Here is a 16,375-nt window from a genome sequence, read left to right as displayed (position 1 = left end):
CAAGCCTACTTCTCCATTAAGAAAAGAAAGATGGAAGAAGAACAAAAGAAGATGAAGTCTAAGTCGAAGGGCAGTGGCCTTTCGACTTTTGAATAAGGGGGCGGGTGAATGGCAACAGTTGCAAGTTTAATGGTCAACATCGGAGCGAATTTGAGTAGCTTCGAAAAAGGCATGAACAAAGTAACCCGAGATCTGAACCGCACCTCGAGGAAATTAGAGAATGCCGGTGGAACCATGACCAGTACATTTACTATGCCGGTTGTGGGCGCTGGCCTTGCTGCAGGAAAGATGGCTGGTGACTTTGAAGTTGGACTGAATAAGGTCAGCACCATTGCAGATCAAACGGTGATGTCCCTGGAGGATATCGAGAAGAAATCATTAGATCTCTCAGATAAGATGGGGGTTTCTAGTGGTGGAATCACAGAAGCTCTGTATCAAACAATATCTGCAACAGGTGACACTGCCAATGCATTTTCCTATGTAGAAGTAGCGGCGAAAGCCGCAGAGGGCGGTTTTTCAGACATAGAAACCTCTGTGGATGGATTGACCACGGTCATGAACTCTTACGGACTTCAAGGGGCTGAGGCCATGCAGTCGGTATCCGATCAGATGTTGATGGCACAGAATTATGGTAAGACTACCTTTGGTGAAATGGCTTCTTCAATTGGTAACGTGATTCCCATTGCTTCAGCACTGGATGTATCCACGGGCGAACTGTTTGCATCGATTGCGACCCTAACGAAGAATGGTATTCAAACCTCTCAGGCCATTACAGGACTGAAGGGGGCGTATTCGAATATCTTGAAGCCCTCGAAGCAAGCGTCTGATATGGCGGCTGAGTTGGGGCTTGAGTTTAATTCAGCTCACTTACAGTCTGTGGGATGGGCCGGGTTCTTGTCTGAAATCAGTGAGAAAACCGGAGGGAATGCCGATGCAATGGCCACGCTATTTGGATCCACTGAAGCTTTAAATGCGGTGACGGTTCTAGCGACAACGGGAGCCGAGGACTTTGCAGGAGCGCTCGATGCGATGGCGACAAGTAGCGGGGCAACCCAGGCGGCCTATGACAAGATGAATCAGGGTTTTAATGATTCTTTAGCGGATACCTGGGTGCAACTTCAAAACCTTGGGATCATGTTGGGGGACATTATTCTTCCCTACTTTAGCAAAGGGATTGAAAAGGTTGGGGAGTTGGTTCAGTGGTTTAAGGGATTGGATCAATCCACGCAAGAAAATATCGTGAAGTTTGCATTGTTGGTTGCAGCGATTGGACCGGTGCTCCTTACGATTGGCAAAGGGATCTCTGTGGTGGGTGCCATTACCACACAGTTTTCCTTGATGTTTAAATTCTTAGGGATGATCAGTACCGGATTTGGAACGGTGTTTGGGTGGATCGGAAAGGTGGTCGGCATTATAGCCGGTCCTTTGATGGCTGGGCTTCAGGCACTATTTGCCTTTATTGTTGCCAATCCAATTGTTCTTGTGATTGCAGCAGTGATTGCGGCCCTTGTACTGCTTTACCAAAACTGGGATGCAGTGAAGGGTTGGATTCTTGAAACGGTAACAAGCCTTCGAGAAGGGGCAGCGCAAAAGTTTGAAGAGTTGTCTACGTCTGTGACGGGAACTGTGGAGAAGATGAATAATTGGCTGACAACAAAATGGACGGGTCTGAAGACTGGGGCTGTGGCCATTTTTGTTGGGATTCAAACCGGAGCGATCGGTGCCTTTGAAGGATTAAAGACAAAGGCGTTATCTATTTGGGATTCCATTGGAAACGGGATCCGAGGGACGATCAACTTCATTATTCGAGGTATCAACATGCTGATCTCGGGGATGAATTCGATCTCCTTTAGTATTCCGGATTGGGTTCCTGGTGTTGGCGGGAAGAGTTTTGGGATTAATATTCCTAAGATTCCAATGCTTGCTGCAGGCGGTATTGTCACAAGACCAACCTTGGCCATGATTGGTGAGGCGGGTCCTGAAGCGGTGATCCCATTATCAAAGGGATATGGTTCTTCAGGGGAAGCGAAAACCATTGTGGTTTACCTGGATGGCAGAAAGATTTATGAGGGCATGGATGAATCCTTGGGGAATCGTTTAGTCGGTGTTGGGGGTGTGTAGGTGAAGGTTTATATCAATAGCACAGGAGACACCTTGCTTAAGAATGTGGCCAAGGTCACAAGAAAAACGGTTCTTGATGGATTTGGATCCATTTCTCTTACGGGTTTTAATATCGCAGAGAATTTGAAGTATAAGACTCTGCGGTTTTACAAGGAATATCCAACGCTCTTTGCAGTTGGCCAAGTGACAGATCAGCAGGAATCCGATGGAGGAAGCCTGAAGGCTGTGGCTTTATCTTGTAGTGACAATGCATTCTACTTGAAAAAGAGAGTGGTGGCTGAAAGGCTTGGCTCTGATGATATCTACCAGGGCCGGCCGGATCTGATTTTAAAGTACTTGCTCGGGCGGTATGTTCCAGAACTTACAACAAATGCGGTGCAGGAATGTAAGGAAGTGATCGATGAGTTGTATCTGGAGTACATCTACATGAGCGAGGTGATGAATCGGATCATGAAGCACTTGGCCAATTGGCATTGGTATGTGGATGGAGAGAATGATCTGCATTTCTTCAAGGGATTTGAAAGCCTTGGCGGTAAGTTTGGCAAGGTTGGAGATGCTTACAATTTCCAGATCAACAGTTTGAATGTTTCCTACCAGGGAGAAGAAGGGGCGAATCGGATTTGGATTGTGGGATCTAAACAAGCCTCACCTGATTTCATTGATCAGTATTTCACATCGGATGGTGTGCAGCGCTTCTTTCCTTTGGCCTATTTACCGAATTATGCGGAGATCACTTTGGATGGTGGAGAGCCTTTGAAGTGGAAGCTTCTGAAGAACGATGATGGGACCCAAGACTTCCTGATCGACAAGGAAGGGAAGGTGTTGAGCATCCCTGGAAACATCAATCCAATCCCTGCAGGGCAAATCAAAATTCATTACCGACCAACGATTCAAGTGGTGGACTACTTCGAGGATCCGAAGAGTATCAAGGCACATGGTCTCTTAGAAGCTGTGGTGAAAAGTAAGGACATTACCGACCGCTTGTCTGCCAGAAAGGTTGGCAAGGCCATGCTGAAGAAACAGGCCAGGACAAAGCGAATGATAAGTCTTACGACATTAGAAGAAAGAAAAATCGGCCAGAAATGCGAGATCGACATTCTCACAGACCAATGGGATGTTCGTGGATCCTTCCTGGTGAAAAGCGTAACTGAGGAGATTGTTCCAGGGCATACGGTTTATGCGCTTGAATTGGAGGAAATACTATGAAGCTGACAGATGCATTGGCAAATCAGAATTCGAGGGTGACCGCGCTTGAGGGAGCGGATTTCAATTCGAATTCAACGATTGCCAGGATAACGAAATTCTATGGAGATCTGAAGGTCACCATGTCGGTGAAGCTTCGCCGGCACAAGTATCACTTTGCATCGAGTGAACTGTTTCCTTCAGATGATCTCTTTATCTAGGAGGTGGAGGATTGATTACAGATGCAGGTTTGGCGAGAGTCCTGGCACTCATTAATCAGGACCTCGAATTCTTTGGACTGGGATCTGGATTGCCTCCGGATGTAAGTTCAGAGAGCCTTGATCAAGAAGTCATTCGAAAGGCGGCAGCCACAACCATCGATGGGGAAACGCTGATCAAGGAAGTATATCTGGATGAAACAGAAGGGAATGGTATTCATTTAACTTCTGCAGGTGTCTTTGGTGACGGGGCGACAGCTGCTCTTGGAACAGGCAAACTCTTTGCTGGTTCGGAGATCGATGTGGACAAGGATCAATATGAATCCATCACGGTGAGCATTGAGATCACTGTGGAAGCGGGATAGGGGTGATTAGATGAATTACAACAAAACAACATGGGGAGAGCGTCAGGTCGAGTTTCCCAACCGATTTACAAGGGTTGAAAACGAGGATGGGACCATTACCTTGACACCGGCATTCGGGAATGTGATTCAAGGGGGAACCCCTTTGAGTGTGGGCAACATGCAAAAGATTGACGATGAGTTGGAGTTCCTGGACAAAAAGGTTTCAATCTCAAAGAGTGCAACCATTTTGGCATCCGGGTGGGTGCAGAATGGGAGCCTGTGGGAATATACCATTGCAGATCCGATCATTGATGCAGAGACGGTGGCCGATGTGGTGGCAACGCCTACTGAAAAAGAAAAGGCTGCAGGTTCTTGGACACATACAGAAACTTTAGCAGGATCCATGAAGATCTACTCGACTCAGGATCAAACCCAAGATATCCAGGTGACAATCTATTTTTCGAAGGTGGTGAGCACATGATTGGTGGAACAAATGTAGCAGCTGGTAGAGGCATTGATTGGTCTGCTTTGACTCCGCTCAATAAAATGATCGTGGAGATTGCAAACACGACGAAAAATCTGTGGTATAGCTATACAGAAACGATAACAGGTGCTGGATATTTGACGAATATTATAGCTCATGCAGACGGTGGTTCTGATGGTAGTAAAGAAGCAAGAGTCAGCTTCAGTGTTGATGGAGGTGCTTCAACATCTGAGGTTTTAAGCTCCTATAAATATAGTGGGACTTATGGTGGACAAGGCGGTGTCTTGCCGTTATTTATTAGGTTTAACACTTCGATCGTCATCACCTATCGTTTTAAAAATTCAGTTGCAAGGAACAGAGGATACACAGCATTACTCGAATAAAGGGGGGCGAAATATGTATGTCGAAGAGAATGGGAAGATTCATCAAATAGAAGAGCTTACAACCAGAAGCGGAAAGAAAGTGACTTCAAAATCAGAAGTCGGAGATCAAGAGAAAGTAGTTGCTGGCATCACCTATCAATTTGACCTCACTCGAGGAGAATATGTCGATGCGGAAGGGAAAGGCCTTTCAAATGAAGATGGACCTTCTGGTGGAGTCGATCCCCTTCAGCGTGTGGAAGAGAAGCTTGATTTTCTTCTTCAGAAGCAAGTGCAGCGTGACTTAGAAGAAACGCTGAAGAGTCAGGAGGTGGATCCTGGTGTCTAGATATTCGGTGAGTGATTTGGGGCGAATGTTTGCATGGAATATCATTGATGAGGCTTTTCTTGACCGGGCAGTTGAAGCCGGCTGGATTACCCAGGAAGAGAAAGATTCAATCGTACAGGAGGGATAGATGACACAATTACAGGAATACCTTTCAAAGGTACTAGATGGATCCAACCCGGCGATTGGGTTTGCCCTTTCTGCGATCAGTTATTTACTCTTTCCGGATCAAGCATTTTTCACCAGCATTGTTGCTGTGGGGGTTGCTATGGTTCTAGATATCCTGACGAAGTTTTGGTCCTTGGCCAAGCAGAACAAAGGGTACAGGGAAGCTGTGAAAACGAGAGCAATATATTCAAAGACCCTTTGGGACAAGACTAAGGTGAAGCTATTTTCTTACCTTTGTATCATGATCCTAGCGGGACTTAGTTACCGGGTAGCTCCCCTGAAGGAGATGGGGATCTTCTTTGCCACTGTGGTTTATGGAGTGATGTTCCTTCGGGAAGGGCAGTCGGTTGTTGAAAATTTAGTAGATGGAGGAGCTGATCTTGGATGGCTTCTTTTTTGGGTGAAGAGAAAGCAACGGCAGATCTTAGAGACTGAGATTGATGAGTACCATGGAAGTGGCAGGGAGGATGAAGATTATGAAAACCGAGTATAAGACAAGTGTGAAGCTTATTACTCAGAATCGATATTCCCGCCCAGGTAGGCGTTTAAAAGGCATGAGGGGGTTAGTGGTCCATTGGGTTGCTAACCCCGGCTCAACGCCGAGAGGGAACCGGGATTACTTTGAGAATCGAAAGCTGGGAAAGGATGGCTTTGGATCTGCTCATGAGATCATTGGGATCAACGGAGAGCGGCTGATCTGCATTCCGGAAGCCGAGCTTGCCTATCATGTGGGATCGAAGAAATACACCAGGCGTGCGCTTAGTCGGCTATCCTCATATCCAAACGATTATACCTATGGGCTTGAGTTTTGCCATAAGGATTGGACTGGGGAGTTTACGGAAGAAACGTTGGATTCCGCAGCGCATCGATGTGCAGATCTTTGTCTGAAGTATGATTTGGATCCGATTCGTGATATCTGGACCCATCAGCAAGTGGTGGGGTGGAAGGAATGCCCGCGGTGGTTTGTGAAGAAGCCGGTGGCGTTTCAAGAATTCAAAGAGAGAGTAAAGGAGATTGTGATGCCGAAACAACTTGAGAAGTGGCAAAGAGAACTTGGTCGAAAGGCCGTGAAAGAACTGAGTGAACGAGGGATCTTGAATGATCCAGATAAGTGGAATCGGGAAGATGAACTGGCAAAGCCGGCACCAACATGGTTGATGCTTACAGTTCTTGCGCGATATGCAGAGGAGGATGAGAAGAATGAAAAAAACAATTAAGGGATTGATGGTGGTCTTGGTAGTTGTCCTGCTGGGAGTTTTACTTTTGGGGATCCAGGAAGTGATGCCGATGCCGATGGCCATAAATGTGGTGGCGGTAGGCGTATTCATTGGGGTGCTCTTGGTGTTAACCTACATGGGGCAGGTCGAAGTGGTGAAGAAGATCCTGCTTTCATTGGTGATTGAAGCGGAGCAAATCTATGGATCCGGAACAGGGAAGATGAAATACAATTATGTGTTGGGGAAGGCGTATTCGATGATTCCGAGCGTGATGAAGTTATTTGTAACCGAACAGACGATTAGTAAGATGCTAGAAACGGCGGTTGATCAACTGCAGATTTTTCTTTCTGAGACAGCAAAAAATTTTTATAGCTGAGATTGTGATCTTATATTACATATAGTTATGTAATATAATGTAAATATATTATTATTATTAATTTTTTTCGGATGGATCATAGGTGATGATGCAGTTGTAGACGCATCATTGCCCGTGATGCAGTTGTAGATGCATCATTGCCCGTGATGCAGTTGTAGATGCATCATTGCCCGTGATGCAGTTGCAGATGCATCATTGCCCGTGATGCAGTTGTAGATGCATCATTGCCCGTGATGCAGTTGTAGATGCATCATTGTCCGTGATGCAGTTGTAGATGCATCATTGTCCGTGATGCAGTTGTAGATGCATCATTGCCCGTGATGCAGTTGTAGATGCATCAAAATTGACGATGCATGGAAATATAGTTATAATTTTCATATGGAGGTGATTCTATGTATTGTGCAATAATTGGCGACATTGTGAAATCTAGAACGATAGTGGAGAGATCAGAAGCTCAAGTAAAGTTGAATAATATCTTGAATGATGTGAATAGTATATTCAGTGAAGATATTGAATCTAAATTTATCATTACATTAGGTGATGAGTTTCAGGGACTTCTAAATACACCAATTCATTTGTTAAAGATTATAGACTATATAAAGATGAATTTTGAATGGAGTAATATTCGGTTTGGAGTTGGGTTTGGTGAAATGCAAACGGAGATAAGAGCCCAGGCAATTGGTTCGGATGGACCAGCGTATCATGTTGCGAGAAAAGCAATCGAAAATATTAAAGAAGAGCAAAAACGAAATAAGAAAGAAAGTGTAACAAGGGATATTCTAATTTATGGACAAACGAATGGAAATCGAGCTCTATATACAGCTATTAATACAGCAATATCTCTGTGCAATGTGATAGAAAATGAATGGTCGGAAAAGCAGTTTGAAGTGATAAATGAAATGGAATTTACGGATCAGACTCAGCGAGAAATCGCTCAGAAATTGCAGGTCACACAATCAAGCATTCAAAGGAGACTTGTAACTAGTAATTATTTTTCTTATAGAAATGCAAAAGAAACTCTTCAAGAAATAATTATGGACGTTTGGGAGGATCAAAATGAGTTATAATTTGTTCCTCATAGCTATAATTGGACATGTTCTTGGAGACTATTATTTTCAGTCTCAAAAATTGGCAGATTATAAAGATGAATTTTTTTTGGGTGTTGTAGAGCATAGTTTGCTGTACTCATTAGCGATGTTTATAATTGTGTTAAGCATAAAGTTAATTTCACATATTATTACTTATAGATTAGAGATGAAAGTGGTAATACTATATGCTTTGATATTTTCAGTTCTGCATTTTTTTATTGATGCGGTAAAATATGAGGCGTCTATCCTATTTGTTAAGAAAAAATCTAAGAAAGAAACAATGAATCATAAAAGAACCGAAATATCTCAAAAGAAAATAAAGGAAGGTTATAAAGAGCAGATTAAACCATATGTATATGTGGTTGATCAGCTATTACATATCGTTGTAATTATTCTAGTGATTTTGAAGGTTATAAAGTCTGGGTATTCGTTTTTTATACCAGAAGAAATAGAAATTGGTATACGTATGCTAACGGGTTTATTAATTATATTTAAACCAACCAATATAACTTTCAATACAATTATTAAAGAATATAAACCAGAAATTAAACAAAAAGAAAATGAAATTGAACAAAGTAAAAATGAAAAAGTTATTGATAGGAATGCAGGTAGAAGTATTGGAAATTTGGAGAGATTACTGGTTTTTTTGTTATTAATGGCTAACCAGTATTCTGCAATTGGGTTTATATTTGCTGCAAAATCGATAACGAGGTATGATAGAATTGTACATGAACAAGAATTTGCAGAGTACTATTTGCTTGGAACTCTATTTAGTATTACAGCGACTATTATTGTATATTTTATATTTTCCAACGGACTATCCATCGATACTATTACAAATACATTTTGAGTAACGGTTGAGCGTAAGTTGACTAAATGAAAGCCAAATTTTGAAGGTGCGTTGTAGCGCCTTCTTTTAGTGTAAAGAAAGGGTGATTAAAGCAAACCATTATAACAATATGAATCCACCTATCTCTCGGATGGGTGGGAAATCAAAATTAAGGAAAGAAATTATCAGCAGGTTGCCAGAGCATACCTGCTATGTTGAAACATTCTTTGGAGCTGGTTGGGTGTATTTTGGGAAAGAGCCCAGCAAGGTTGAGGTTATAAATGATGTGGAAGGAGAGTTGGTGAATCTCTTCCGGATGATGAAACATCATGCGAGCGAGCTGCAAAGAATGCTTCAGTACGAATTAAGCTGCAGAGATGAATTTGAATACTATAAGCATGCGGATCCAAAAGTGTTGACCGAGATTCAACGAGCGATCCGATTCATCTACTTGAATAGTCAAAGCTTCGCGGCCAAAGGTGGAAACTATGGATACGGGACATCAACAAAGCCGCGAGGGATCGTATTTGGTGAAAGGGATCTTTTGGAGATTCAGAAGCGCTTGAGGAATACCTATGTTGAGAATTTGGACTTCGAGGAGCTGATCCCAAAATATGATCGCCCGAAGTCTTTTTTCTTTTGTGATCCGCCATACTATGAAACTGCAGGGTATGAATCAGAGTTTACGTTAAAAGATCAGATGCGGTTAGTGGATTGTCTAAAGGGAATAAAAGGAAAGTTCCTGGTGACCATCAATGATCATCCTGAGGTTCGTGAATGGTATTCCTGGGCAAACATCGAAGAAGTAAATACGGTTTATTCGATCAGTAGAGATAAAGATGCCTGCGGCAAGGTGAAGGAATTAATCATAACCAATTATGAGCCGGCACAGATCAAGATGCTGTTCTGATAATAAATGAAAAGATTCCTTCCATTATATAGCCGAATAGATAGCCGAAATTTCATCCATTTATTGATTGGCTATGCTTGAAGTAAATTACAACAATATACACGTAATATACAAAGGTCGCTGAAGGCATTGAAATCAGCGGATTGCATATTATCAAAACGTTAATCAGTATACAAGTCAAACCCTGCAAGGTTTTATACCTTGCAGGGTTTTTTTATGCTTTCATGACTTTGAATAATGACCTATTTTAGCTGCAACATGCAAACAACTTGCAAATCAAATGGAGTCAATGGCTTCCAGCAGCGGTTGAATTTCGAAGTGGGCATAGACCCTCTCAGTGAGTCTCATTGCGTTGGTATAGCCAATTTCATTTTGAGGGTAGTTGGGTTTCACGTTTGCCATAATGAGCGTGGAAATGCTTGTGTGGCGTGTGTCATGTGGTCTGTGGGTCATTTTAAGCTCATCGAAAAAGAGTAGAATCTTCTTCGCAATTGGACCCTTGCGGATTCCACTTTAGGTTTTGTTTCAAGAACCTTAAAGTAGCCTCCCTATGAATGTTTGAGTTTTAATCTGCAACTCAAGGAAAAGAAAGAAATATAGCAACCCTACCGGACATACTGGTGGACACTTCTGAGTAACACTTCTGAGTAACACTTCTGAGTAACACGTCAGGAGTGTCTTTTTCTTTACGAGCGGAGTGATGAAGAGGGAATTTGTGAAAAGTTATCAAGATCTATACATGGAGTTTGAAATATATGAAATTGATTAATCAATACTATGAGTCCAAGAGAATCATTGTAAATTGAATATGATGGAGCAATTGCCTCATGTTTAATCCTTGAAGAAGGATAAGAAAAATAACAAATGCTACTTGAGAAGATCAACGGCTTCAAGCAGGCGATTGAAGAACGGATTGATAATATGGATGGTATGAAGTGCGGAATTGCTTTTAAGAATAGGATAGAAGGAAAATCCTTGAAAAAAATTACAGAAGAGTTAAACTATAGTTATGGTTATAGGAACCAAGTATTTGTAAGAAAGGGGAAATGAATTGCAGATTGATGGAAATTATTATAGTGATGAAATTGAATTATTATTTGAAAAACATTACAGAAAAAGAATAGTATTGAATAATTTTTTTAAGTCTTTTCCAAATGTAAATGAGTGGATCGTTGATATATATTTGTGTAATTTCAGCCGAGAAAATAAGCTTCAGTTAAAAAATTCTACTGCAGACGACAATCATATTATGCGTGTAGATGTCGTGAGCAAGCAATTAACAACAGAGTTGGATATTTCGGGAAAAGTAATAAACAAATATCTTCAATATCTAATACTAAATGGATTTATTAAGTTATATCCAGCTGTGCCAGAAGGGTGTACTCAAGAGCAGGATTCCTTTTTGTTAGAAACATATAGAATTGATACTGAAACATTAATAATAACTGAGGATATTAAAGAAGGATATCATTTAAGAGGGAAAAACATTGATGGTCGACAGATACTACCGCTTGACGATATTGAAGAACAAATTCGGGAAATTAAAATGGTTGAATTTATGTCAACGAGTGATTTTGAAAGATACGCTAGTGGAGGAGAAATATATTTCTATTTCACAGAAAAAGGAGAGTTAGAGTATTTAGTAGGATCGACTTTAAAACTCAAGAAAAATATTGAGCAAAAAATGGATGTATTTTCATCAGATGCGAAAAGCGCAAAGAATAGAATAAACAGTATTGAAAAAAACATTTTTACTTTTATGGGTGTTTTTATTGCATTATTTGCGCTGATTGGCATTAATTTTAGTTATATTGCTGATTTAATTGTGGTTAATTCAATATTTGGGGTCTTTGCTCTAAATGGATCGATTGTTGTGACAATTACCCTAATCTTCATGTTAGTTGATTACTTAAGGATTGATTATATATATTTGGCAAATGAAGAAGTTATAAAAGGTTGGAAGAAGAAAAAATCAGGATATAGTTCCTTAATAATAATTGAGTTGGTAATTACAAGTGTATTTTTGATTTTCTCAAGTTTTATGATGAAGTGAGACCTAACAATAAACTAATAATTTGTTAGTGGTAAATATATTATTATATGATATCAAGGAGAATTGCCTAGAGCAGTTCTCTTTTTATATGAGGTGAAATTATGGTAGCGGCAAATTAAATCTGTGACAAGCGGGTACTGAAAGACATAATTCAATATTTGAAACTGCAGAGAGATCGGTATTATATTCTTTTCTTGCTGGGGATCTATTACAGACTTCGGATTAGCGATAAACTGAAGCTGAAGGTCTCGGATGTAAGGACCGGGATTACTTCATGGTGACAGAACAGAAGACGGGGAACCTCCGGATGATCATAATCAATCCTGAATTGAAGCGAGAGATTGCAAGTTATGTTTCAGGAAAGGATAATGAAGACTATTTGACTCAGTCTAGGGAGAATGACGATAATTTGATCAGCAGGCAACGTGCCTATTAGATCATCATAGGAGCTGGAGAAAAGTATGGTGTTCGATTAAGTATTCATTCAATGAGAAATAATCGGGTACCATTTTTATTTGCATTACAAAAACGGATCTTGCTTATCATCTGGGATTAAAGACCTACACCAAGCATTCAATTAGTCAACTATCCTCATTATCCAAGCGATTATGCCTTTGGGATAAAGATGCGCTATAAGAATTGGACTGGGGAGTTCACGGAAGAGGCACTTGATTCAGCAGCGCATCGATGCGCTGAGCACGGATCCAACGAGAGATACCCGCCGCCTTAGTGGGTGTTGTGCTGGAAGGAATTGGCCGTGCGAGGGATTTAAATGATCTAGCTAAGTGGAATGCGGAAAGTGAACTGGTGTAAAGCCATCACCAACATGGTTGATTCTTACAGTTCTTGCGCGATATGCAGAGGAGGATGAGAAGAATGAAAAAAATAATTAAAGGTTTGATGTTGCTCCTGGCAGTAGTTCTGCTGGGAGTTTTGATTTTGGGGATCCAAGAAGTGATTCCCATGCCGGTGGCCATGAATGTGGTTGCTACAGGCATATTCATAAGTGTACTTCTGATACTAATTAACATGGGGCAGATTGGAGTGGTGAAGAAGATCCTGCTCTCTTTGGTGATTGAGGCCGAGTAGATTTACGGATCCGGAACTGGGAAGATTAAATACAATTATGTTTTGTGGAAGGCGTACTCGATGATCTCGAGTATAGTGAAGTTGTTTGTGACTGAACAGGCGATTAGTGAAATGCTTGAAGTTGCAGTAGTACAGTTGCAAGTTTTTCTTTTTGAGATAGCAAAAGAGTAACGTGACCTGGGCTACTCTTTCGCATGATGCATCAGACATGTCCTTGAAAAGGTTAAGGACATGCATAGTATGCTCCTAATATTTGTTAATTTCAAGAGATATCACAAAAGGTGAGTGGTATTACGAAGAGTAAGATGTTTTGTAACCTCACCTATGATTATTATGAATGGTTGATTTATTTTCTGGATTCTATAAAAGCTATTGAAAGTTTATAATCGTTGAAGTAAAGTTAAATTAGTATATTCCAAATAAAGGGAGACGTTTTGATGAAATTAATGGAAGAATTATTTGAGGTAATAAGAGAGAGTGTGAATGAGAATTTTAAAGCAGCTATTAAATATGTTTTATTACTAATGCTTGGACCTGTTTCGAACTTTATCGAAAGCATTAAATCTATAGAGATTACGATTAAGCTTCCTATCATTATTGGCTTTGTTGCTGTTGTGACAATACTAGTTATTAAGATGTTTGATCTGAAAAAGAAAAACGGAGAGTTAAAATTAGAGAATGAAGAATTACAAAATCCTGCTAATGATAATGTCAATAAGTTTAAGCCGGGTGAAGTTGTTATATTAAGAATAGAAGAAAATTTATCATCTCCACGAAAATTGTCTGTTATTAGGAAAACAAAATCTGAAATAGTGTGCAGAGATAATAAATGCGGAATTACAAACTATTCACCTGAAGAATTACTTACAAGTTCAGAAACTGATCAAGTGTTTCAGAAAATAGAGTATGAAAGACAAATAACGGAACAGCGAAATCAAGAAATAATCAAACAGCTAAATACCTGGTAATCGATTTTCTAGTATGGATAAATGGGAGTTGTTGAATGAACGATCTGATTTATACATAATAATGAATACTGAGTTGAATATGATTTGAGACAAAAGAATGACAATTGTTTTGTCATTATACATTCATACTCGTGAAAATCAGTGTAATAGAGCCATGAAATGAACTGAAATCAACTGATTACTATGGATAATAATTTGATTTTATAAACTGGCAGTAAAAATCTGATGAAGAACAGAGGAGTTTGTGGACGTTTATATAGTCGTAGTAGTTGTTTTTATCTGCAGCCTTGTTTGGTAAAGGTGAAACCAATGAGAGTAAGATAGTGGAGTGGCTTGAAAACCAAGGCTACAAAAATATAGAAGTACAATTCTCATCGTTTCTAAGTCAAGCGTGGTATAACGCAGCGAACGAACTAACCTTTCCAGCGGATTTCTATAATGTCATATGTGAAAAGAATGGTTGTGTTGAAAAGAAAACAATAAGAGTGAAATTCAAATCAATAGACGAATTAGATACCCGTAGAGTGTTTAAATAAGTAGCTAGATGGAACGAAAATATTGAAAGGCAAGTTCCTATTGTGTTGGTTTGATACTAGAATGATACTAAGAATTCATGATGCGGTGAAAAAGTAGTGTAATAGAATGTAAAAAAAACTGAAACCTCGATGAATACTGGGTTTTCAGGTTTTTATAAATTAGATTTAGATGAAAATGAAATTGTAAAAGTTGTAATTATTTTATGAAAATTAATGTTAATTTAGTAGTTCGGAAAATATTATGTTAATTCTTTGAACTATTATGAAAATATTAGTAATTATATGGATCATCAAGTAATATACGAAGAAACTAGATGTTGTAATTAGCGCTGTTGGTTTCCAGATATCAACAAACAATAATAATATACAAATTAGAAGCAATATAATGCACATAGTTGATTCATAAAGAATAGTAGTAGTAGTTTCATTCAATAGCTTTTTCATTTTTTTTGTTTCATTATGTTTTGAATTTATTAAAGTCCCTATTAGAGTGAAGAGCATTGTAAGTAAAATTGATAATACAATTATTATACTGCTTAATAAATTAGAGGATACAAGTTTAAAAAAAACGCAACCTAGAGACAAGAAGAGAGGCATTATGTAAAATAAAATGATTTGTGATTTGTCGTTAGAGAAAATTGCCAAATGATTATTGAACAATTCTTTTATAGTTATGAAGTTATCATTATTTTTTAATGAAAATAAGAAGAATATTGAAAAACCAATGATAAACATAATCTCTGTACGATGAAGCAATAGAAAACCTATTATGTTATTAGTCATGATAAGCTCCTCACGTTATTTCTAAAACCATTTCTGATAAATAATCCAAAGACGTTTCTTCAAGATGAGTAATTAGTTTTTTCTCATCAATCTGACCGTCCTTTTTTTTCACACTATTTGGGATTGCTTCAATAATACTTAGATTTTCTAGATTGTTCAAATTGATCATTCTTTTTTTTTCTCCGATAAGAACTTCTACTCTTACATTTTCATATTCAACCTGATCTAATTCAAATAGTCGGAAATTACCATTTACAAAATATGTTATTTTCTTTATTAATTTATCCCACGCTTTTTCAGTTAAATTCATATTACTGAACATTTTGGTTTCTCGACCGTAACCAGAGTAGAAATCATTGGCAGTATTTGTAGATTTGTGGTTTCTTGTTAACACCATTCTATTAAGACTTTTTCTAGTCAAGTTTTTTTCAAGAAAAAGTTTGGGAGCAATACTCTTAAAATTAATTGACAAGGAGTACTTTGTTTTTATATAACTCTGGAGATGTCTAGTGGTAATTGATTTTACTCCAAAAACACTAATATTTGAAAAAAACATCATACCTTTCTGGACTTTGACTTTAGCGTTATCACGTGGAATTACAATATACATATAGAACTTCATTTCATCTGCATCTTTTGGTCCTTTTTTGTATTTGACTTGCTTACTTTCAATATTTGTAATTTCTGAGTAATTCCCAAAATAACCGGATCTGATAATTGCGTATAAATATAGGAATTCTTCATTCTCACCTTTGTTGGTTTCTTTGAATTCAATTGAGAAAGTCTTATTAATTGATTCCTCAGTTATTGTTTCGTGATAATTATTAAAGAAAGAAGTAAATAATTCACTGATCGATATCGATATTTGATTGTTATTCTCATCTATGATATCAATTTCTTCATTCAACCTAAGAACTTTATCATTACTTTTTGAGTATGATTCTCTTATTATAAAACTGCAAGCTGTAAAACTTAAATTTTGCATATAGTCACCTCATATCAGAATTTTAACTCTACAAAACATCATTTGTTTTTGACTTATTTATAATTATACACTAAAAATGTTTAGTTTACCATTTTTTTACATGCTCTAATGCAGTGTACATATAAAATCATTGTTACAAAAATAGTGTATTAATATGCGGAGATATCTATTATGCTATTGAGAATTATTGATAATATTAGTGTAATTATGAAGAATTAATATCAAATGTTAAAATGAATTAAGTATTTTAAAGAATTGCGGATCAAAGGCAAATAAGTAAAATAAGAAATTAGAAAGTAATTCATAAAAAACATTTAAA

At 38.6% G+C, this 16,375-nt stretch carries 19 protein-coding genes; 18 read left to right on the top strand and 1 reads right to left on the bottom strand.

The genetic code is table 11. The annotated features are described in order from the left end of the window. Positions 1 to 108: 108 nt before the first annotated feature. The 18 genes from AC25CA_RS11830 (at position 109) to AC25CA_RS11745 (ending at position 13,752) form a co-directional block, all read left to right on the top strand. The gene (locus AC25CA_RS11830; RefSeq protein ID WP_486814032.1) at positions 109 to 2,121 is read left to right on the top strand and encodes a phage tail tape measure protein; all 2,013 of its coding nucleotides are present in this window, start codon (positions 109 to 111) and stop codon (positions 2,119 to 2,121) included. Continuing rightward, the gene (locus AC25CA_RS11825; protein ID WP_486814031.1) at positions 2,122 to 3,327 is read left to right on the top strand and encodes a hypothetical protein; all 1,206 of its coding nucleotides are present in this window, start codon (positions 2,122 to 2,124) and stop codon (positions 3,325 to 3,327) included. Beyond that, positions 3,324 to 3,524 (top strand): hypothetical protein, encoded by a 201-nt coding sequence (locus AC25CA_RS11820; RefSeq protein WP_486814030.1) that lies wholly within the window; start codon positions 3,324 to 3,326, stop codon positions 3,522 to 3,524. The genes AC25CA_RS11825 and AC25CA_RS11820 overlap by 4 nt, the downstream gene beginning before the upstream one ends. Before the next feature lie 11 nt (positions 3,525 to 3,535). Then, positions 3,536 to 3,886 (top strand): potassium-transporting ATPase subunit C, encoded by a 351-nt coding sequence (locus AC25CA_RS11815; protein ID WP_486814029.1) that lies wholly within the window; start codon positions 3,536 to 3,538, stop codon positions 3,884 to 3,886. Positions 3,887 to 3,896: 10 nt separating this feature from the next. Further along, entirely contained in the window at positions 3,897 to 4,346 is a 450-nt protein-coding gene (locus AC25CA_RS11810) for a hypothetical protein (RefSeq protein WP_486814028.1), read from the top strand. Further along, on the top strand, positions 4,343 to 4,732 hold the full coding sequence (locus tag AC25CA_RS11805) for a hypothetical protein (protein ID WP_486814027.1): 390 nt from the start codon (positions 4,343 to 4,345) through the stop codon (positions 4,730 to 4,732). The genes AC25CA_RS11810 and AC25CA_RS11805 overlap by 4 nt, the downstream gene beginning before the upstream one ends. A 13-nt stretch (positions 4,733 to 4,745) precedes the next feature. Continuing rightward, a complete protein-coding gene (locus AC25CA_RS11800; RefSeq protein WP_486814026.1) occupies positions 4,746 to 5,057 on the top strand; it encodes a hypothetical protein in 312 nt (103 codons plus the stop codon). Beyond that, positions 5,050 to 5,184, top strand: coding sequence for a hypothetical protein (locus tag AC25CA_RS11795; protein ID WP_486814025.1), 135 nt, complete (start codon positions 5,050 to 5,052; stop codon positions 5,182 to 5,184). The genes AC25CA_RS11800 and AC25CA_RS11795 overlap by 8 nt, the downstream gene beginning before the upstream one ends. Beyond that, on the top strand, positions 5,185 to 5,715 hold the full coding sequence (locus tag AC25CA_RS11790; protein ID WP_486814024.1) for a hypothetical protein: 531 nt from the start codon (positions 5,185 to 5,187) through the stop codon (positions 5,713 to 5,715). After that, the gene (locus AC25CA_RS11785) at positions 5,699 to 6,439 is read left to right on the top strand and encodes a peptidoglycan recognition protein family protein (RefSeq protein ID WP_486814023.1); all 741 of its coding nucleotides are present in this window, start codon (positions 5,699 to 5,701) and stop codon (positions 6,437 to 6,439) included. The genes AC25CA_RS11790 and AC25CA_RS11785 overlap by 17 nt, the downstream gene beginning before the upstream one ends. Further along, positions 6,423 to 6,815: a hypothetical protein gene (locus tag AC25CA_RS11780; protein ID WP_486814022.1), complete on the top strand. Its 393-nt coding sequence runs from the start codon at positions 6,423 to 6,425 to the stop codon at positions 6,813 to 6,815. Before AC25CA_RS11785 ends, AC25CA_RS11780 begins: the two co-directional genes overlap by 17 nt. Before the next feature lie 392 nt (positions 6,816 to 7,207). After that, positions 7,208 to 7,882: a SatD family protein gene (locus AC25CA_RS11775; RefSeq protein ID WP_486814021.1), complete on the top strand. Its 675-nt coding sequence runs from the start codon at positions 7,208 to 7,210 to the stop codon at positions 7,880 to 7,882. Continuing rightward, positions 7,872 to 8,753: a DUF3307 domain-containing protein gene (locus AC25CA_RS11770; protein WP_486814020.1), complete on the top strand. Its 882-nt coding sequence runs from the start codon at positions 7,872 to 7,874 to the stop codon at positions 8,751 to 8,753. The genes AC25CA_RS11775 and AC25CA_RS11770 overlap by 11 nt, the downstream gene beginning before the upstream one ends. 109 nt (positions 8,754 to 8,862) lie before the next feature. After that, positions 8,863 to 9,642, top strand: coding sequence for a DNA adenine methylase (locus AC25CA_RS11765; RefSeq protein WP_486816604.1), 780 nt, complete (start codon positions 8,863 to 8,865; stop codon positions 9,640 to 9,642). A 1,051-nt stretch (positions 9,643 to 10,693) separates the two neighbouring features. Then, positions 10,694 to 11,695, top strand: a complete 1,002-nt coding sequence (locus tag AC25CA_RS11760; protein ID WP_486814019.1) for a hypothetical protein — start codon at positions 10,694 to 10,696, stop codon at positions 11,693 to 11,695. Between the two features lie 307 nt (positions 11,696 to 12,002). Beyond that, on the top strand, positions 12,003 to 12,131 hold the full coding sequence (locus AC25CA_RS11755; RefSeq protein WP_486814018.1) for a hypothetical protein: 129 nt from the start codon (positions 12,003 to 12,005) through the stop codon (positions 12,129 to 12,131). Between the two features lie 440 nt (positions 12,132 to 12,571). Beyond that, positions 12,572 to 12,784 (top strand): hypothetical protein, encoded by a 213-nt coding sequence (locus tag AC25CA_RS11750; protein WP_486814017.1) that lies wholly within the window; start codon positions 12,572 to 12,574, stop codon positions 12,782 to 12,784. A 437-nt stretch (positions 12,785 to 13,221) separates the two neighbouring features. Continuing rightward, complete coding sequence (locus AC25CA_RS11745) at positions 13,222 to 13,752, top strand: hypothetical protein (protein ID WP_486814016.1); 531 nt, start codon at positions 13,222 to 13,224, stop codon at positions 13,750 to 13,752. A gap of 1,329 nt (positions 13,753 to 15,081) precedes the next feature. Here AC25CA_RS11745 and AC25CA_RS11740 read toward each other — a convergent pair. Beyond that, the gene (locus tag AC25CA_RS11740; protein WP_486814015.1) at positions 15,082 to 16,056 is read right to left on the bottom strand and encodes a hypothetical protein; all 975 of its coding nucleotides are present in this window, start codon (positions 16,054 to 16,056) and stop codon (positions 15,082 to 15,084) included. Between the last annotated feature and the right edge of the window lie 319 nt (positions 16,057 to 16,375).

Source organism: Gottschalkiaceae bacterium SANA (assembly GCA_036323355.1).
Lineage (GTDB): Bacteria > Bacillota > Clostridia > Tissierellales > GPF-1 > GPF-1.
Note: the sequence above shows the minus strand (reverse complement) of the source record. Positions and strands in the feature narration are given on the sequence as shown.